15 protein-coding genes are annotated in these 17,199 nt (G+C 68.9%); 5 read left to right on the top strand and 10 right to left on the bottom strand.

The window, feature by feature from the left end:
• Positions 1 to 137 precede the first annotated feature (137 nt).
• Together pyrE and LPC10_RS15870 are read left to right on the top strand one after the other, a co-directional pair.
• On the top strand, positions 138 to 728 hold the full coding sequence (gene pyrE / locus LPC10_RS15875) for an orotate phosphoribosyltransferase (protein WP_231343187.1): 591 nt from the start codon (positions 138 to 140) through the stop codon (positions 726 to 728).
• Positions 729 to 1,240: 512 nt separating this feature from the next.
• Positions 1,241 to 1,897 carry an NYN domain-containing protein gene (locus LPC10_RS15870; protein WP_108941033.1) on the top strand — a complete coding sequence of 219 codons (657 nt, stop codon included), beginning with the start codon at positions 1,241 to 1,243 and terminating at the stop codon, positions 1,895 to 1,897.
• 180 nt (positions 1,898 to 2,077) lie between these two features.
• Here the strand turns inward: LPC10_RS15870 and smpB are convergent, their stop codons facing one another.
• The gene (smpB, locus tag LPC10_RS15865) at positions 2,078 to 2,551 is read right to left on the bottom strand and encodes an SsrA-binding protein SmpB (protein WP_108941032.1); all 474 of its coding nucleotides are present in this window, start codon (positions 2,549 to 2,551) and stop codon (positions 2,078 to 2,080) included.
• A 105-nt stretch (positions 2,552 to 2,656) separates the two neighbouring features.
• Positions 2,657 to 3,547: a 4-hydroxy-tetrahydrodipicolinate synthase gene (gene dapA / locus LPC10_RS15860; RefSeq protein ID WP_108941031.1), complete on the bottom strand. Its 891-nt coding sequence runs from the start codon at positions 3,545 to 3,547 to the stop codon at positions 2,657 to 2,659.
• Between the two features lie 187 nt (positions 3,548 to 3,734).
• Here dapA and LPC10_RS15855 point away from each other — a divergent pair, with 187 nt between their 5' ends.
• Positions 3,735 to 6,059 carry a lytic transglycosylase domain-containing protein gene (locus LPC10_RS15855; RefSeq protein WP_231347069.1) on the top strand — a complete coding sequence of 775 codons (2,325 nt, stop codon included), beginning with the start codon at positions 3,735 to 3,737 and terminating at the stop codon, positions 6,057 to 6,059.
• On the opposite strand, the gene LPC10_RS15850 is transcribed toward LPC10_RS15855, so the two are convergent.
• Positions 6,049 to 6,654, bottom strand: coding sequence for an HD family hydrolase (locus LPC10_RS15850; protein ID WP_231343185.1), 606 nt, complete (start codon positions 6,652 to 6,654; stop codon positions 6,049 to 6,051). The two genes, LPC10_RS15855 and LPC10_RS15850, sit on opposite strands and share 11 nt — an antisense overlap.
• Positions 6,655 to 6,793: 139 nt before the next feature.
• On the opposite strand from LPC10_RS15850, the gene LPC10_RS15845 reads away from it, so the two are divergent.
• Entirely contained in the window at positions 6,794 to 8,080 is a 1,287-nt protein-coding gene (locus tag LPC10_RS15845) for an adenylate/guanylate cyclase domain-containing protein (RefSeq protein WP_231343183.1), read from the top strand.
• Here LPC10_RS15845 and LPC10_RS15840 read toward each other — a convergent pair.
• From LPC10_RS15840 to LPC10_RS15810, 7 genes are all read right to left on the bottom strand, one after another.
• Positions 8,012 to 8,293 carry a hypothetical protein gene (locus tag LPC10_RS15840; protein WP_231343182.1) on the bottom strand — a complete coding sequence of 94 codons (282 nt, stop codon included), beginning with the start codon at positions 8,291 to 8,293 and terminating at the stop codon, positions 8,012 to 8,014. The genes LPC10_RS15845 and LPC10_RS15840 overlap by 69 nt on opposite strands.
• Positions 8,290 to 10,302 (bottom strand): flagellar motor protein MotB, encoded by a 2,013-nt coding sequence (locus LPC10_RS15835; protein ID WP_231343181.1) that lies wholly within the window; start codon positions 10,300 to 10,302, stop codon positions 8,290 to 8,292. The genes LPC10_RS15840 and LPC10_RS15835 overlap by 4 nt, the downstream gene beginning before the upstream one ends.
• A gap of 241 nt (positions 10,303 to 10,543) precedes the next feature.
• Complete coding sequence (locus tag LPC10_RS15830) at positions 10,544 to 12,202, bottom strand: porin (RefSeq protein WP_231343180.1); 1,659 nt, start codon at positions 12,200 to 12,202, stop codon at positions 10,544 to 10,546.
• A 356-nt stretch (positions 12,203 to 12,558) separates the two neighbouring features.
• Positions 12,559 to 14,382: an ABC-F family ATP-binding cassette domain-containing protein gene (locus tag LPC10_RS15825; RefSeq protein ID WP_231343178.1), complete on the bottom strand. Its 1,824-nt coding sequence runs from the start codon at positions 14,380 to 14,382 to the stop codon at positions 12,559 to 12,561.
• Between the two features lie 43 nt (positions 14,383 to 14,425).
• A complete protein-coding gene (locus tag LPC10_RS15820; RefSeq protein ID WP_231343177.1) occupies positions 14,426 to 14,668 on the bottom strand; it encodes a hypothetical protein in 243 nt (80 codons plus the stop codon).
• Between the two features lie 74 nt (positions 14,669 to 14,742).
• Positions 14,743 to 15,060 carry a polyhydroxyalkanoic acid system family protein gene (locus tag LPC10_RS15815; RefSeq protein ID WP_017486427.1) on the bottom strand — a complete coding sequence of 106 codons (318 nt, stop codon included), beginning with the start codon at positions 15,058 to 15,060 and terminating at the stop codon, positions 14,743 to 14,745.
• Positions 15,061 to 15,212: 152 nt separating this feature from the next.
• On the bottom strand, positions 15,213 to 15,560 hold the full coding sequence (locus LPC10_RS15810; protein ID WP_231343176.1) for a septal ring lytic transglycosylase RlpA family protein: 348 nt from the start codon (positions 15,558 to 15,560) through the stop codon (positions 15,213 to 15,215).
• Between the two features lie 431 nt (positions 15,561 to 15,991).
• Between LPC10_RS15810 and LPC10_RS15805 the strand changes: the two genes are divergently transcribed.
• A complete protein-coding gene (locus LPC10_RS15805; protein ID WP_305080610.1) occupies positions 15,992 to 17,188 on the top strand; it encodes a site-specific DNA-methyltransferase in 1,197 nt (398 codons plus the stop codon).
• Positions 17,189 to 17,199: the final 11 nt, after the last annotated feature.

Below are 17,199 nucleotides of genomic sequence, written 5' to 3'. Positions count from 1 at the left end.
ATGAACCGATGACCGGTTCGTCGCGAGCGCGCGCGACAATCGATCGAGAGCCTTGAGCCCGGCAATTCGCCTTCGGCTTGCGCCCCGTGCGTGTCGCTGCAACAAGCGGCGGAACGCGTCTTGGCGAGCGGATGAGCATGACACCGGAAGAAGTCCTCGAAGAATTCCGTTCCGCGGGCGCCCTGATGCAGGGGCACTTCATCCTCAGCTCCGGACTGCGCTCGCCGACCTTCCTGCAGAAGATGACGATCTTCTCCGATCCCGCGCGCACCGAGCGGCTGTGCCGGGCGCTGGCGGAGGTGATCACGCGGCGGTTCGGCCGGATCGACATCGTGGTCTCGCCGGCCATCGGCGGCATCATCCCCGGCTACGAGACCGCCCGCCATCTCGGCGCCAGGGCGATCTTCGTGGAGCGTGATCCGGGTGGTCCCTTCACCCTGCGCCGCGGCTTCTCGATCCCCGCGGGAACCCGCGCCGTGATCGTCGAAGATATCGTGACGACCGGGCTCTCGGCTCGCGAATGCCTCGCCTCCCTGAAGGACGAGGCCGGAGAGGTGGTCGGCGCAGCCTGCTTGATCGACCGGTCCGGTGGACGCGGCGAGATCGGATTGCCGTTCGTCTCTCTCGTGACCCTCGATATCCCGACCTATTCCCCCGACGCCCTTCCGCCGGAGCTCGCCGCCCTCCCCGCGGTCAAGCCGGGCAGCCGGGCCATCCCGGCGCCCTGACGCCGTGCTGCGCGGCCGACATTCCTTGCGAGCCGCGAGGGCCGTTCAAGATTCCACTCAAATGAGCCCATGTCGACCCGAGTGTCCCGGCAACTTCAAGTATGTATGGTTTCCGTCTGATCCGTTGCGCATCTCGCCTTGCAATTGACAGTATGAGAATGATTTTCGGCGCGGGTCGTTGGTTGTGAGGTCATTTCTTCGCAAACGGCGCGCGCAGGCGCGGTTAACTCTTCCTGGTGCTTGACAGAGCTTACCCCCTCGGCCACCACGGTGATGGCTCGAGGCTGGTACTGTTCGCGCCATCGCGAGCGCTGCCATCCTTCGCCAATGTGATTGTCCGACCGGGCGGCGGCTTGTTCGATCGGCGGCCTGTATCGGCACTCGGAGGCGATCGCCCGTCAAGAATGTGAGAATCCCGAACTTGATTGTGTGTCGAGCTCGCGTTTTCTGTACTGCTTTCATGCCGGAATTTGCAATAAAATGACTTTCATCTCCAGCACACGGGTCGATCAATGAGTGATAAGCAACGTACCGCAATTTTCATTGATGGCGCAAATCTGTATGCGACCACGAAAGCGCTTGGGTTCGACATTGACTACAAGCGGCTGCTCAAGGATTTTCAGACCCGCGACAATCTCATCCGGGCGTTCTACTATACTGCGATGATCGAGGATCAGGAGTATTCCTCGATTCGTCCTCTGATCGATTGGCTCGATTACAACGGCTACCGCGTCGTGACGAAGCCGGTGAAGGAGTTCACGGACTCGGCCGGCCGCCGTAAGATCAAGGGCAATATGGACATCGAGCTCGCGATCGACGCGCTCGAACTCGCTCCTCACATCGACCACATGGTGCTGTTTTCCGGCGACGGCGATTTCCGCTCGCTGGTGGAAGCGATCCAGCGCCGCGGTGTCCGCGTGTCCGTCGTCTCGACGATCCAGACCCAGCCGGCGATGATTGCCGACGATCTGCGCCGTCAGGCGGACGAGTTCGTCGATCTCGCCCATCTCGCCAACCGGATCGGCCGTGACCCGAGCGAGCGCCCCGCCCGCGCGCCCGGCGACGGTCCTCGCCGCGACTTCGCTGAGCGCGCGCCCCGCGCCAATCCGGGGCTGGAGAGCCGCTACGGCATCCGTCCCGGCCCGTCCGAAGAGGATGCGGAGGGCTGAGCGGGACAGCGCGGCCCCGATCGCGATGACGGGAGCACGACCCTCACCGTCATCGCGAGGCGAAGCCGTGGCAATCCAGGGCGCCGCCTCATCCGGAAAGGTCGCGCCGCTGGATCGCTTCGCATGTGCTCGCGATGACGGTGGGGCCGGCTCAAGCCTCCGACCAAACCCAGAACGGCCTCAGCCCTTGTCACGCATCAGGCGGGCCTTGTCGCGCTGCCAGTCGCGCTGCTTGACGCTCTCGCGCTTGTCGTGGAGCTGCTTGCCCTTGCCCAGTCCCAGCTCGACCTTCGCCCGACCCTTGTCGTTGAAGTAGATCTTCAGCGGGATCACCGTGTAGCCCTGGCGCTGCGTCGCGCCGATCAGCTTGTTGATCTGGCGGCGGTGCAGCAGCAGGCGGCGGGGCCGCTTGGTGTCGTGGTTGAAGCGGTTCGCCTCCAGGTATTCCGGGATATAGGCGTTGAACAGCATCAGGTCGTTGCCCGACGGCCCGGCATAGGATTCGCCGATCGTCGCCTTCCCGCCGCGCAGGGATTTCACCTCGGTGCCGGTCAGCGCGATGCCGGCCTCGAAGGTGTCCTCGATCGCGTAGTGGAAGCGGGCGGAGCGATTGTCGGCGACGACGCGCCGGCCGGGATCGGGTTTGGGTGCCATTCTTCTTCAGGTTCGCGATCGGGCGGCGACGGTTCACCGATATGGGGACCGCCGCCTTGTCCGGCGAGGCGTCCCGCCGGATTGTCTCGGATCAGACGAAAATCGTCAGATCAGTCCGGCATGAGCCAGCGCGGCATCGACCGCCCGACGACAGCCCTCGGTGGCCGGCACCAGCGGCAGGCGCACCTCCTCCGACATCAGTCCGAGTCGCGAGAGCGCGTATTTCGCCGGCACCGGGTTCGATTCGTAGAACATCTGCACGTGCAGCGGCATCAGCCGGTCCTGAATTTTCAGGGCCTTGGCGTAATCGCCTGCGAGCGTTGCTTCCTGGAGATCGGCGCAGAGCCGGGGCGCGACATTCGAGACCACGGAGATGCAGCCGTGGCCGCCATGGGCATTGAATCCGAGCGCCGTCGCATCTTCGCCAGAAAGCTGGATGAAGTCTTCTCCCATCGCCTGCCGCTGGAGGCTGACACGGTCGATCTTGGCCGTGGCATCCTTCACGCCGGCAATGTTCTTCAACTCGAACAGCCGCTTCATGGTGTCGACGCTCATATCGACCACGGACCGGCCGGGGATGTTGTAGATGATGATCGGGATGCCGACGGCGTCGTTCACCGCCTTGAAGTGGGCGTACATCCCTTCCTGCGTCGGCTTGTTGTAGTAGGGCGTGACGGTGAGCACCGCATCCGCGCCGACGCTTTCCGCATGACGGGCCCGCGCCACCGCCTCCCGCGTCGAGTTCGAGCCGGCGCCCGCGATCACGGGCACCCGGCCAGCGGCCTCGGCGACGCAGATCTCGACCACGCGGTCGTGCTCGGAATGGCTCAGCGTCGGGCTCTCGCCGGTGGTGCCCGTCGGCACCAGGGCGTGGGTGCCTTGCTCGATCTGCCAGTTCACGAATTTGCGGAAGGCCGACTCGTCGAACTCGCCATCGCGGAAGGGGGTCGCGAGCGCGGTCATCGAGCCGCGAAGGCGGGCGTGGGTATCGGTCATCCTGGCGTTCCCGGCCGTTCTTCTTGCCTGTCTGGCATATCCCGGCGGCTTCGGCCGCGCACGGGTCGCGCGAGACATAGGCCCTCCCCAGCCCGCGCGCAAACGCTTCGCTTGCGCAGTTAATGCCATCTTAACGGACCGGAGCCCAGCTTAAGGCTTGGCCTCCGTGTCGGGGTGTCTGATGACCTTGGCGTTCCCCGCCCGCTCCCTGCCCCTGCTGCTCGGGCTCGTCCTGTCCGGCACCCTCGTGCTTCCGCAACGCGGCACGGCGGTTGAGCTGCGCAATCCGCAACCGGCCTCGGCGCCCGCCGCCCCGGCGAGCGACGCCACCGCGCCTGCAGGCCAAGTCAGCGATGGCGGGGGCCCCGCCGCCGATCCGGTCGCGGCCGACGCGCTGCGGCTCGATCCGAGTGCGGGCGAGGCCGCTTCCGACAAGCCGTTGCCCGCCGCGGCCTCGGCCTACGCCTCCACCGAATCGGACGGCCCGGTCGCCTTCCCGTTGCCCGACGCGGCCGTCTCGCCCGCCGCCCCCTCCCCCGAGGTGCCGGACCCGGCCCGGCCGATCGCGTCGGGCGAGACCGATCTCGGTCAGCTCCGCGAGGCGATCGACCTCTACCGCAAGGGCAAGGTCACCGACGGCGACCGGCTCGCCGCCGGCTTCACCGATCCGGCGGCGCGGGCGCTGCTCGAATGGGTGGCGATTCGTGCCGGGGCCGGTGTCAGCTTCGAGCGCGTCGTCGCCTTCACCCGCACCAATCCCGATTGGCCGGCAGGCCCCTTGCTGCGCCGCCGCGCCGAGGAGCGGCTGCTCACCGAGAAGAAGAGCTCAAGCTTGGTGCGCGCGTTCTTCGCCACCGCGAGGCCGACCAGCGCGCCGGGTAAGTTCGCGCTGGCGCTGGCGCTGCGCGCCGACGGGCTCGACGCGGATGCCGCCGACCTCGTCCACGACCTCTGGCGCGAGGAGAGCTTTGGACGCAGCCTTGAGAGTAAGGTCACCGACGCCTTCCCCGGCGTTCTGACCGTGATCGACCACCGCTACCGGATGGAGCGCGCCCTCCTGAAGGAGGATTGGGCCACGGCCGCCCGCGCGGCGGAGTATGCCGGCGGCTCCTATGCCAGCCTCGTGCGCGCCCGCCGGGCGGTGCAGGGCAAGACCGGGGCGGCCCCCGCCCTCGCCTCGGTGCCGCCGTCGCTTCGCAACGATTCGTCCTACCTGCTCTCGCGGGCCCAGTATTTCCGCCGCGCCGACAAGGCGGCGGAGGCGGCCAAGGTGCTGCTCTCCGCCCCCACCAACCCGGACGTCATCGCCGACGGCGACACGTGGTGGGTCGAGCGCCGCATCGTCGCGCGCAAGCTGATGGATGCGGGCGATGCCAAGACTGCCTACGCCGTGGTCGCGGCCCACTCCGCTCGCACCTCCGAGAAGCGGATCGAGGCCGAGTTCCATGCCGGCTGGATCGCGCTGCGCTTCATGACCGACCCGGCGGCGGCCGAGCAACACTTCGCGCAGGCCGCGAGCGTCGCCGAGACGCCGATTTCGCTGGCGCGTGCCGCCTACTGGCAGGGCCGCGCGGCGGAGGCTGCGGGCAAGTCGGCCGAGGCCAAGGCGTTCTACGAGCGCGCCGCGCTCCAGCCGATCGCCTATTACGGGCAGCTCGCCCGCGCCCGGCTCGGCCAGCACAGCCTGCCGCTCCGCCGCGCCGCCGAGTTGAGCCCGACGGCCCGCGCCGCGTTCGACGACCGGCTGTTCATGCGCGGCCTGAAGCTCCTCGCCGCCGCCCAGATGAAGGAGCTGGCGCTGCCGCTCTACATCGATGCCGCCCGCTCCCTGACCGAGGAAGCGCAGGTCAACGCGCTGGGCGAGGCTGCGGTGCAGGCGCGTGACGCCCGCGCGCTGGTCGCCATCGGCAAGCTCGCCACCCAACGCGGACTGGCGCTCGACACCCACGCCTACCCGACCATCGGCATTCCGGACTACGAAACCTTCACAGCGGTGCCGCAGGTCGAGCGGGCCATGGTCTTCGCCATCGCCCGGCAGGAAAGCCAGTTCGATCCCCGCGCCCAGTCCGGTGTCGGTGCGCGCGGCCTGATGCAGATGATGCCGGCCACCGCCCAGCGCACGGCCAAGCGCGTCTCGACCTCCTACGAGACCGACCGCCTCACCAGCGATCCGGCCTACAACGCCCGACTGGGACAGGCGCATCTCGGGGAGCTGATGGAGGACTGGAAGGGCTCCTACATCCTCGCTTTCGCCTCCTACAACGCGGGCGGCGGCAACGTGAAGAAATGGATCGACGCCTACGGCGATCCGCGCCGGCCCGATGTCGACGCGATCGACTGGGTCGAGCGCATTCCTTTCACCGAGACGCGCAACTACGTGCAGCGGGTCATGGAGAACCTGCAGGTCTACCGCAACCGTCTCGACGGCAAGAGCGCCCTGCTGATCGAGCGCGATCTCGCCCGCGGCGCCCGCACCGCCGTGAGCGCCGAGGCGCAGCCGGTCACGCCGTAGCGCTTCCGCCCTGGTAGTGGCGGCGAACCATCGCCTCCACGAACGGCCAGAGGCCGGGGATGCCGCGCTCGATCACCGGTCGGTAGCGCGCCAGCACCTGCGCCTCGGTGAGGCCGTTCTCGGCCCAGGTGCCGCCCTCGGTCAGCGTGTTGAGCAGCAGCGGCTGCAGCCGGTCGAGCGCCTTGGCGAAGCGGGCCTCCGCCGTCTCCACGGCCTCGAACTCCCGCCACAGGCCCCGGAAAAGGTCGCGTTGCGCCTCGGGGAGCAGCCCGAAAATCCGCTCGGCGGCCGCCGCCTCGACTAGGGCCAGGGCGGCGGCGTCGTAGGCGCCGTGGATCGGCACGTCGCCGGCATCGACCTCGACGATGTCGTGCACGAGCAGCATCGCGACGACGCGGCCGAGATCGAGGCCGGGGGCGAGATCGCCGAGGACGAGGGCGAACATCGCCAGGTGCCAGGAATGCTCGGCCGAATTCTCGCGCCGCCGCTCGCCGACGGTCCGGTTCTGGCGGAGCACCGCCTTGAGCCCGTCGATCTCGGCCAGGAAGGCGAACCGGCGCGCGAGGGTAGAGGTGTGGTCGGTCACGTCGTCCATGTCGGTGTTCCTGGCGTTCCGCTGCACCGTTGAAGGGTTCGGGACACCCGGGCAAGGCAGCCGCGCAATCGATTTCCCACAGGCATGGCCGCCTGACGCTTTCGGATCGCGGCACGAGCATCGATAGAATGGGCCCGCCATGGCCACCACGGATCCGATCTGCGAGTCTGCCCTCCGCGGCGTCGAGGCCCGCCTGATTGCGCGGGCAACGGGCTCGGACGATGCGGACGCCATCATTGCCGAGTTCTGCGAAGCGCTGATCGCCGCCGGGCTTCCGCTCTGGCGCCTCAGCCTCGCGGTACCGGTGATCGATCCTGTCTTTCGTGGGGTGAGCCTTGCGTGGCGGCGCGGACAGGGCATGGCGCTCTTTCCCACCGTGCACGGGCCGGAGGGAGAGGACACGTTCTCCCGCAGCCCCGTCGGCTGGCTGCGGGCCAACGACCTCGCCTTCGTGCGCTGGCGGCTCGACCGATCGAACGGGTGTCCCGATCTGCCGCTCCTCGGCGAGCTCAGGCAGGCGGGTGCCACCGATTACCTACTCCATGCTGTCGCCTTCGCGCCCGGCAGCGCCATGGAAGGCGTCGGCATCTCGTTTGCCACCGACCGTCCCGGCGGATTCACCGAGGTGGAGCAGGCGGTGGTCGCCGGGCTGGTGCCGGTGATTGCCCTGGTCACGGCCAAGCTGAGCCTGTCGCACACCATGCGCGAGATGCTCGGCACCTATCTCGGGCCGGCCACGGGCGCGCGGGTGCTCGCCGGCGAGATGCGGCGCGGGCAGAGCACGGTCGTCCACGCCGCGATCCTGCTCGCGGATCTGCGCGGCTTCACGGCGGTGGCGGATCGCGACGATCCGCTGAAGGTGGTGGGCTGGCTTGACGAGCATTTCGATGCGCTGGGCGAGCCGGTGCAGCGCCACGGCGGCGAGATTTCGAAGTTTCTCGGCGACGGCTTCCTCGCCGTCTTCCCCGTGTCAGAGCCGGACGCCCTCGCCTGCCCGGCCTGCGCCGGTGCGCTCGACGCGGCGCGGGAGGCGCTGACGCGCAATGCCGGGCTGAACGCCTCTCGCCGCCGGGACGGCCTGCCGCCCCTGGAGGCGGACATGGTGCTCCATTACGGGCGGGTCGTGTCCGGCAATGTCGGCACCGACCGGCGCCTCGATTTCACGGTGATCGGGCGCGCGATCAACGAGGCGAGCCGGATCGAGCGGCTCTGCGATGAGTTGGGGCACCCGCTGCTCCTCTCGGATGCCTTCGCCCGGCGCTGCTCCACCCCCCTCGTCGCGGTCGGTGAATTCGCCCTGCGCGGCGTCGGGCGCAAGCAGCGGATCTGGGGGCTGTCGGCGGAGGCAGCCGTCCCGTCAGAGCGGACGGCCGGAGACGGAGCGCCCGAACCCGCCCAGGACGCAGCCCGCGAGGTAAGCGCCTAGCAGTAGCGCGCCCGATTCGATCCAGAGGCCGGGCGCACCGGGCATCGTTCGCAGCGCCGCCAGACCTGTCAGAATCGCAAGGCCCGTGAGCAGAAGCCCGGCGGCCGCCATAGCGAGACCGCCTCGCGGAAGGCCGGTGAGCGCGCCGATGACGAGGCCGAGCCCCAGCGCCGCCGCCAGCGCCGGCCAGAGCGACAAGAAGACGAGGATCATGAGCGCAGGCTGAGGCCGATGCCCTGCCGGTCGGAGAGCGGTGCCATCCCCGTCGGCGCTGCGGCGCGCTCCAGCGGCACGCCGGCCTTCTGGAGATAGTCCACCACTGCGAGCGCTCGCGCCCGCGCGAGGTCGGCGCCGGCCTCCGCCCGCTCGACCTCGGTCCTCTCGGGCTTGGGCTCGGGCTTCGCTTCAGACTTGGCTGCCTCCTTGGCCGCTTCTTTCGGCTCCGCCTTGCCGGCCCTGGACTTCGCGTCCTTCTTCGGGTCCGGCTTCGCGCTCGCCTTGGCGGGTTTGGGAGTCGTCTCCTTCGCTGCCTCGTCGGCGACCGGATCGGCCTGCGCCTCGGGTTTCGCCCCGGCCGGATCGAGATGGCCCACGACCTCGATCCGCCCGCCCGGACAGGCGCGGGCCAAGGCCGCCACCGCGTCGAGAACCGGGTAGAACTCCGGTGCGAGCGCCGTGCTGCCCGGAGCGAAGCGCAGGGGATGGCCGGCGGTGCGCTCGGCCAGACGCTGCCCGCAGGCGCCCGGCTCGGCCGTGACCGCCGGCTTGTCGTCGGATGCGATCGTGACGGTCGCGCTCCAGCCGGCCGGCAGCGCCTGCGGCAGCGTCCGGCCGAGGCGGGCGGCGCTCTCCGGGTAGAGGCTCGTTCCGGTGAGGCGCAGATCGGTGCCGGTGATCGTCAACTCACCACCGGCCAGCGTCGAGAGCGGATCGACCGCCGCGGCCAGCGCTGCCGCCAGGCCGGCCGGGGCGCCCGCAGCCAGGCGTGTGCGGTCGTCGATTGATTCGCGGAAGAAGCGAGGATTGAGCCGGGCCAGCAGCGCCTCGCGACTCGCCTGATCGGGCAGATGGCCGCTCACCGTGACGCTGTCGGCGCCGCGGCGGATGCGCAGGACGTAGGGGACGATGGGGCGGGCGGTGAGCGCCACCCGGCCCGCACTGACACCGGCCGGGCGAGCCTCGCGCATCAGCCCTTCCGCCTCGGCGATCGCCGCTTGATCCAGGGCGTTGCCCTCGACCGAGATGACCGCGCCCTCGAAGCCGACGCGTCCCTCGTGCAGCAGCCCGGCGAGCTTGAAGACGAAGCGGGCCAGTGCCGCTCCATCGACGCCCTGCGGCAGGCCTCGGGCATCGTGAAGCCGGTCATCGACCGCGGCTCCCTCGGCGGCCTGAGCGGCGGCGGCACGGATCTCTTCGCGTGCTCCCTCGGAGGCGACATGGCCGTTGAGTTCGAGGCTGCCATCCGGCCGACGGGTGACGCCGAAGCGGAAATCCGCGACGACCGGCGGCGTGATCTCGACCGTGCCGAGGGTGTAGCCCTGCGGTGGCGTGGCCAGCGCCGTACGCAGGGCGTCGTAGGCGGCGAGACTGGCGGCCTCGCCGCGTATCGAGAGGACGGTGTCGTTGAGCGTGGCGACGGCGCCGGTGGTGAGATCCTGAAGCCGCTCCACGGCAAAGGCCGCCGCGTCGGGGAAGTCGCGCGGGGCACCCCGTGCGGCCCGTGCGTGATCGCTCAAGGTGGCGTCGCGCGGCAGGGCCGGCTTCAACCGCTGCGCCAACTCGAAGGCGCCGACCTCGGCCGGGCGGCTGCCGTTGACCTCGACCCTGTCGACCGCGGGCCGCTCCACCGACCAGACGAAGGGGGACACTTCCTCGATCACGCCGGTCCGGTCGGTGAGGCGGCGGACGCCCTCGATCGCGGCGAGCCGGCCGACGACCGCCTCGCGCTGCGAAGCTTCCGGCGCCTCGCCCGATGCGGTCAGGTCGCGGCCGGTCACCGAGACCCGCAGCCACGGCTCGGGCTGCCCGTCCCCGGTGCCGGCGGCGATCGCGGAGGCCTGCCGCTCCAGGCGGGCGCTGACGCGCGACAGGCCGAGCGAGGAAGCCGCCACGGCGATCAGCAGGAGGATGGGAACACCGACGAGCCAGCCGGCGCGGACCAGGCGTGAGCGTGACGGCGCGCCGTGCGGCGGTGATGACGGCGGAAGCGAAGGCGCGGACATGGGCTCGACCTCCTCGACGGCCGGCGATGATGATCAGGAGACACGCGCATCGGGGCGCTTTGAAGGCCGGGCGCCCTGCCCGCCATCGTGGACCGGCGCAACCGATCCGGCTCACGTATGATCAAGAAAAAACCCCGGCCGCGAAGCCGGGGTCTGGAGGATTTTCGTCGTTTTCGGCTCCCGAGCAAGCGGGAGACCGATGATTGCGAGCGGCAGGCGCGTGGCCTGCCGCAGGTTCGACTTAGAAGTCGCGCTGCACGCGGAAGCGGGCCTGGAACACGTCCTCGCTGCTGACGGTGCGGGTCGGGACGTTCGCCACGAAGCCGCCCTTGTCGCCGTCGGAGACGCGGCCGTTCTTGACGCCCGTCTTGATGTACTGGCCCTCGACGCCGATATCGAGATCCTTCACCGGCGACCAGATCAGGCTCGCGCCGGTGACGACCTGGTAGGTGTCACGGAGCGACTGGCTGAGGTTATAGCCGAGGTTGTTCGTGATGTAGGACGGCGGTGCGACGGTCGAGGGGCTGCCGACGATCGAGTTGGCTTGGCTCATGGCTTGGCGGGCGCCCGTCGGGAACCACATCTCACCGTAGCTGGCGTAGAAGGCCGAACGCCACTCGGGCGACCAGTAGTGGAGGTACGAGCCCACCACCGTGAAGCTGGTGGACAGCTCGGTCCGGCCGGTCAGCGGGTTGACCACCGCGTCGGAGAGGAACTGGTTGAACGGGTTGCCGGCATAGACCGAGGCGCTGCTCAGGTAGCCGGCGGTGAAGCGGTTGATGCCGGTGTAGAACGAGGCACCCTCGCCGTACGAGCCCTGGAGATAGAAGCCGTCGCCGGGGGCGATGAAGGGCAGGTTGAACTTCGCACCCGCCTGGACCGCCCAGCCGTACTCGGTCTGACCGACGCCGCCGCCGAGGCCGCGAGCCGCGAGCAGGTTCTGGGTGTTGGCGGTCTGCACCGCGCCGGTGCCGGGAACGCCGAGCACGGAGAGGTAGCCGCCGGTGTTGATCTCGCGCACGGCGGCGGAGAGCTGAGCCGAACCCCACGGAGCGTCGTAGCGCAGCGAGCCGACGAAGTCGGGCAGGCGCGAGCGCTGAACGGCGTCGATGAAGGCGACCGCGGTGGCATCGCCGGCGGCGTTGGTGCCGAGGATGATCGGGGTCGGAGCGGTGGTGAGGACCTGCGAGAGGGCACCCGTGCCCGCGCCCGCCGCCGCCGCCGGGACGGCGTCGGAGTAGATCGGGTTCTTGCGGTAGTTCGGATCTTCCATCGAGATCGTGGCGGTCCAGCCGTCGCCGAACTTCTGCGTGTAGGCGAGCAGGTTGGTCGACGGCATGTTGGAGCCGAGCGAGGAGCCGATGATCTCGTAGTCGGCGGCGTAGAAGTCGTAGAACGAGGAGGCGCGACCGGCGGTCAGGCCGGCGAACTGAATGAACGCCTTGTCGACGTTGACGAAGTTCTGGATGCGGCCGAAGGCATCCTGGCCGGTGCCGGAGAAGGCGTAGCCGCCGCGCAGGTTCGTGCCGGAGGAGAGCTTGGTGTGGCCGGTGCGGCTCGCCATGTCGACGCGAAGGAAGGCGCGCAGGGTGCCGTAGCCGGTCTGGGTGCGGGTGTCGAAGGCGAAGCGGGCAAGGCCGACGAAGCCCGAGAGATCGCCGCCGCCGACGACACGGCGGTTATCGCTGCCGATGTAGCCATACTCGGCGCGGGCGCGGCCGGAGATGCGAAGGCAGGTGTCGGTTCCCGGGATGTAGAAGAAGCCGGCGCCGTAGGCGGTGCAGACCCGGACGTACTCAATCGGAGCGGCCTTCTTCACCGGCAGGTCGGCGGCCTGAGCCCCACCCACGATGGTCAGCCCCGCTGCCGATCCAAGGAGAAGGCTCTTCACGAGCTTCATGGTAAACCCTCCAGAAGTTTCGAGACCCACGGGATCGGACTTCTGTTTTGGTCGGGATCCCATCGCTGAGAGCGACCCGGCCAGTCCTTGTTTCCCTTGGAGCTTGGGCCTTCCCACTCGGGTGTTGGCCAAGCCGCAGCGGGGTTATCCCGTTCGCAGCGGCACCATGGTCGAGCGTTGCCGTACGGGCAACAGGCATAACAGTCTTGGAGGTGTCACAAAGTGGCTTCGCTGCCGTCTGTTGCAGCCCCGCAACTTAATCCCTGTCGAAACGAAAAGTTTTCCCCGCTTACAAGGTGAGGCGGAGGATGATCTCGGCCCCGGCGCGGTGAGACTGATGAGCGGAGCGGAGGCGGTCAGCCGCCCTGCGCCTCGCGCTGCATCTCCAGGGTGAGCCAGCGTTCCTCGGCGGCGGCGAGTTCGGTCTCCGCGGCACCGAGCATCGCTGTCGCCTTCTGAAAGCGTCCGGGATCGCGACCATACAGGCCTGGATCGGCCAGGACCTCGCGCAGCTTGGCGATTCCCGCCTCCAGTTCGGCCATGCGCGTCGGCAGCGTCTTCAACTCGTGCTGCTCCTTGAAACCGAGCTTGGTCCGCGTCTGAGGAGATTCAGCCCGCGGCGCCTTTTCCCGCGGCTCGGGGCGGTCGCGGGCAGCCTTGTCCCGCCCGTCGCTGCGGGCCTCCACGCCGCGTCCGCGCTGGCCGAGCATGTCGGTGTAGCCGCCGGCATATTCGACCCAGCGCCCCTCCCCCTCGCTGACCAGGACATTGCCGGCGACGCGATCGAGGAAGTCGCGGTCGTGGCTGACCAGAATCAGGGTGCCGGCATAGTCGCCGAGCATCTCCTGCAGCAGGTCGAGGGTCTCGAGGTCGAGGTCGTTGGTGGGCTCGTCGAGCACGAGCAGGTTGGAGGGTTGGGCCAGCGCCCGGGCGATCAGCAGCCGGTTGCGCTCGCCGCCCGAGAGCACGCTCACCGGCGTGCGCGCCTGTTCCGGGCTGAAGAGGAAGTCCTTGAGATAGCCGATCACGTGGCGGCTGCGCCCACCCACCGTGACGCTGTCGCCGCGCCCCCCGGTCAGAACCTCCGTGACCGTGGCGGTGGGTTCCAGGACGGCGCGGGCCTGATCGAGATGGACCATGTTGAGGCCGGTGCCGAGGCGCATCTCGCCCGAATCGGGCGTGAGGGCGCCGGTCAGCAGATTGATCAGCGTGGTCTTGCCCGCCCCGTTGGGGCCGACGATGCCGAGTCGGTCGCCGCGCAGCACCCGCAGCGTCAGGTCGTGGACGATCCGGCGCTCGCCGTAGGATTTCGAGACGTGCTTGGCTTCGGCGATCAGCGTGCCCGAGGCCTCGCCCTCGCTCGCGGTCAGCACCGCCTGACCCACAGGTCGGCGGTGCTCGCGGCTCTGCTTGCGCAGGTTCTGCAGATCGGCGAGCCGGCGCACGTTGCGCTTGCGCCGGGCGGTGACGCCGTATCGCAGCCAGTGCTCCTCGTCGGCGATCTTTCGGTCGAGCTTGTGCTTGTCGCGCTCCTCCTCCTCGAAGAAGGCGTCGCGCCATGCCTCGAAGCTCGAAAAGCCCTGCTCGATCCGCCGCGTCACGCCGCGGTCGAGCCAGACGGTGGCGCGCGACAGGGACGAGAGGAAGCGGCGGTCGTGGCTGATGAGGACGAGGGCCGAGCGGGTGCGCTTCAGCTCGTTTTCCAGCCACTCGATGGCCGGCAGGTCGAGGTGGTTGGTCGGCTCGTCGAGAAGCAGGATGTCGGGCTCGGGCGCGAGCGCCTGGGCCAGCGCCGTCCGGCGTGCCTCGCCGCCCGACAATCGGCGCGGATCCTCGCTGCCGTCGAGTCCCAGGCTCTCCAGAAGGTAGCGGGCGCGGTGGGCGTCGTCGCCCGGCGCAAGACCGGATTCCGCGAAAGCCAGGGTCGTCTCGAAGCCGGAGAAATCCGGCTCCTGCGCGAGGTAGCGGATCGTGGTGCCGGGCTGGACGAAGCGCACGGCCCGGTCCGGCTCGACCAGCCCCGCGGCGATGCGCATCAGGGTCGACTTGCCCGAACCGTTGCGGCCGACGAGGCAGGTGCGGTCGCCGGATGCGATCGTCAGCTCGGCCCGCTCGATCAGCGGCGTGCCGCCGAAGGTGAGCGCGACATCCTGAAGGGTGAGAAGCGGGGGAGCGGCCATGCCGGGCTTATGGCAGCAGCCGCAGCCCGGAACAACGGACGCCTCAGGCGGTCGGGTTGGCCGGCCCCGTGGGGGTCGAATCGGGGAGGCCGGGGCTCTCGACCGGTATCTCGGTCGGCACGTTGCCGGGCGCCTCCGCGGGCATTCCGCCGGGGATCTCGGGGCCGGGACCCGGTTCGGGGATCTGCGGCGTGTCGGGCGTGGCGGGGCCGGGCGTCTCCGGTCCCGGGCTCGGGATCTCGGGGCCGGGTGTGGGGGTTTCCGGGATCGATCCGGGATTAGCCATCGTTGAGCGCCTCGCTGACGATGCGTCCATCGCGCCGCCGTCCGGGCCAACGGAGAGCGGGCGGGCGGGTTCCGCTACTTCTTGGTCAGGAGGAGCTTGTTGCCTTCCTTGCCGACGATCTTCTGGATCTTCTGTGCAAACATCGACAAGAGCAGCGGCATGCGCACCTCGACGCGCACCACGTCCTGGCCGACGTCGATCTGGCCGTCCACGGTCTGCGCCAGGGCCGTCACCGAGTAGTCGAGCCGGTCGCCGGTCCAGTTCAGCGTGTTGATGGCGATGCCGCTCTTGCCGAGCGCCTCGCGCACGCGGGTGGTGCCCTCGTCGATGCGCCGCCGGGCCTCGTCGCGGCCGAGTTCGTGCGGAATCTCGACCACCATCGGCTTCGCCATCTCGACCCTTCTCCTCTCCTCAAAGCGTGGGCCCGGATCGATGATCCGGGCCTCACGTCATCTCAAGAGACAATTATGGGAACGGGTCGGTTCCCCGGCAACGCTCGGCGCGTCGGCGCCGGTTGCGGCGGCGCTCGGGTGGCCTCGCGCCGTCAGCGCACCACGTTGAGCGAGACGTAGCTGGTGCCCGACATGCCGATGGCACGGGCCGAGCCGCGGGCGAGATCGATCACCCGGCCGCCGACGAACGGGCCGCGATCGTTGATGCGAACGACGACGGAGCGGCCGTTGGAGCGGTTCGTGACGCGAACGCGCGTGCCGAAGGGCAGGCTGCGGTGGGCGGCGGTGTATCCGTTGGGGTTGAAACGCTCGCCGTTCGCTGTCTTCCGGCCGCTTCCGTACCAGGAGGCCTGGCCGCTCTGGGCCTGGGCAGGCAGCGTCGCGAAGGCGCCGATGACGGTCACGAGGCAGGCGGCAGCGGTCCGGTTGGAAACCTTCATCGAAAATCGCATTCCCTTGTTATTTGCGATGTGCGTTGAGCACCGCGGAAAATGAGCCCGATCTCGGCCAAAATAAGACAGGGATTTTGTTCCCGGCGTTAGGTGACTGTTAAGACTATCCGTCGCCGCTCTCGTCCACCCCGCCGCTGAAAGAATTGATTACTTGGTGCGATCCCGGTGCGTCTTGTCTCCAGGATATCAAAACTGGCGCAACAAGCATTCGGCGGCGTGCATCGGCGCGTCGCGAAAGCCTGGGGCGAGCCGTCGCTGTCGTCTGCCCCTCGGACAGCAGACCCTTGCATTTGTTGCATGGGAGAGGGCGGCAAAAACTGCCGCCCCATAACGAGACGCAACCGTACGACGACGGCAAACCCGACCTTTACCGTGATCGCGGCATGGTCCCGGTGTCAGTCGCGTAACCGGTGTTTGCCATGGCTTCCCCGCGTACCGCGGTCGTCGGCGTCACCGCCCGGAATCAGGTCTCGCGTACCGGGCGGATCGCGTCGGCGCCGCGGATGGGTCTCGCACCCTCCGTTCAGCGTCTCCCCAACACCCTACCCCTCGACGAAATCCTGATCGGCGACTGTATCGCCGCCATGGATCGTCTCCCGGCGGAAAGCGTCGACTGCGTCTTCGCCGACCCGCCCTACAACCTCCAGCTCGGCGAGGCGGGCCTGACCCGTCCCGATCAGAGCGTGGTCGATGCCGTCGACGACGACTGGGACAAGTTTTCCAGCTTCGAAGCCTACGACGCGTTCACCCGCGCCTGGCTCAAGTCCGCGCGCCGCGTGATGAAGCCGAACGCAACCCTGTGGGTCATCGGTTCGTACCACAACATCTTCCGGGTCGGCAGCGCGTTGCAGGATCTCGGTTACTGGATTCTGAACGACATCGTCTGGCGCAAGGCCAACCCGATGCCGAATTTCCGCGGCAAGCGCTTCACCAACGCGCACGAGACCCTGATCTGGGCCTCGCGCTCGCCGCAAGCGAGGTACACATTTCACTACGACGCCCTGAAGGCCGGCAACGAAGACCTTCAGATGCGCTCTGACTGGTTCATTCCGCTCTGCACGGGCGAGGAGCGGCTGAAGGACGCGGCCGGCCGCAAGGTCCACCCGACCCAGAAGCCGGAGGCCCTGCTTGCCCGCACGCTGCTGGCGGCGACCAATCCCGGCGACGTGGTGCTCGACCCGTTCTTCGGCACCGGCACGACCGGCGCCGTGGCGAAGCGGCTCGGGCGTCACTTCATCGGCTGCGAGCGCGACCCGACCTACGCCGCCGCGGCACGCGCCCGGATCGAGAGCATCGAGACTCTGTCGTCTGCCTCACTGGCGCTCGCCACCCCGAAGCGGGCCGAGCCGCGCATCCCGTTCCTGAGCGTGGTCGAGGCCGGCCATGTTCGGGCCGGCGAGACGCTGACCGACGAGCGCCGCCGCTTCCGGGCGACGGTGCGGCCGGACGGCCAGCTCAGCGTCGGGCCGGCGATGGGGTCGATCCACAAGGTCGGCGCTCTGGTGCAGGGCCTGCCCGCCTGCAACGGATGGACATTCTGGCACGCCGAGCGCGGCGGAAAACTCGTCTGCATCGACGATTTTCGGACTGAGATGCGGGGCCAAGCCGGGGCTTAGCGCTCGTCTCG

It is taken from the genome of Methylorubrum sp. B1-46 (genome assembly GCF_021117295.1).
Taxonomy (GTDB): domain Bacteria; phylum Pseudomonadota; class Alphaproteobacteria; order Rhizobiales; family Beijerinckiaceae; genus Methylobacterium.
Note: the sequence above shows the minus strand (reverse complement) of the source record. Positions and strands in the feature narration are given on the sequence as shown.

Coding starts and splice junctions, on each gene's coding strand:
- LPC10_RS15840 (WP_231343182.1), bottom strand. CDS start 8,293: ATGATCCTCGTCTTCTTGTCGCTCTGGCCGGCGCTGGCGGCGGCGCTG.
- LPC10_RS15870 (WP_108941033.1), top strand. CDS start 1,241: ATGAGTGATAAGCAACGTACCGCAATTTTCATTGATGGCGCAAATCTG.
- LPC10_RS15805 (WP_305080610.1), top strand. CDS start 15,992: ATGGCTTCCCCGCGTACCGCGGTCGTCGGCGTCACCGCCCGGAATCAG.
- LPC10_RS15820 (WP_231343177.1), bottom strand. CDS start 14,668: ATGGCTAATCCCGGATCGATCCCGGAAACCCCCACACCCGGCCCCGAG.
- LPC10_RS15835 (WP_231343181.1), bottom strand. CDS start 10,302: ATGTCCGCGCCTTCGCTTCCGCCGTCATCACCGCCGCACGGCGCGCCG.
- dapA (WP_108941031.1), bottom strand. CDS start 3,547: ATGACCGATACCCACGCCCGCCTTCGCGGCTCGATGACCGCGCTCGCG.
- smpB (WP_108941032.1), bottom strand. CDS start 2,551: ATGGCACCCAAACCCGATCCCGGCCGGCGCGTCGTCGCCGACAATCGC.
- LPC10_RS15845 (WP_231343183.1), top strand. CDS start 6,794: ATGGCCACCACGGATCCGATCTGCGAGTCTGCCCTCCGCGGCGTCGAG.
- pyrE (WP_231343187.1), top strand. CDS start 138: ATGACACCGGAAGAAGTCCTCGAAGAATTCCGTTCCGCGGGCGCCCTG.
- LPC10_RS15825 (WP_231343178.1), bottom strand. CDS start 14,382: ATGGCCGCTCCCCCGCTTCTCACCCTTCAGGATGTCGCGCTCACCTTC.
- LPC10_RS15850 (WP_231343185.1), bottom strand. CDS start 6,654: ATGGACGACGTGACCGACCACACCTCTACCCTCGCGCGCCGGTTCGCC.
- LPC10_RS15810 (WP_231343176.1), bottom strand. CDS start 15,560: ATGAAGGTTTCCAACCGGACCGCTGCCGCCTGCCTCGTGACCGTCATC.
- LPC10_RS15815 (WP_017486427.1), bottom strand. CDS start 15,060: ATGGCGAAGCCGATGGTGGTCGAGATTCCGCACGAACTCGGCCGCGAC.
- LPC10_RS15830 (WP_231343180.1), bottom strand. CDS start 12,202: ATGAAGCTCGTGAAGAGCCTTCTCCTTGGATCGGCAGCGGGGCTGACC.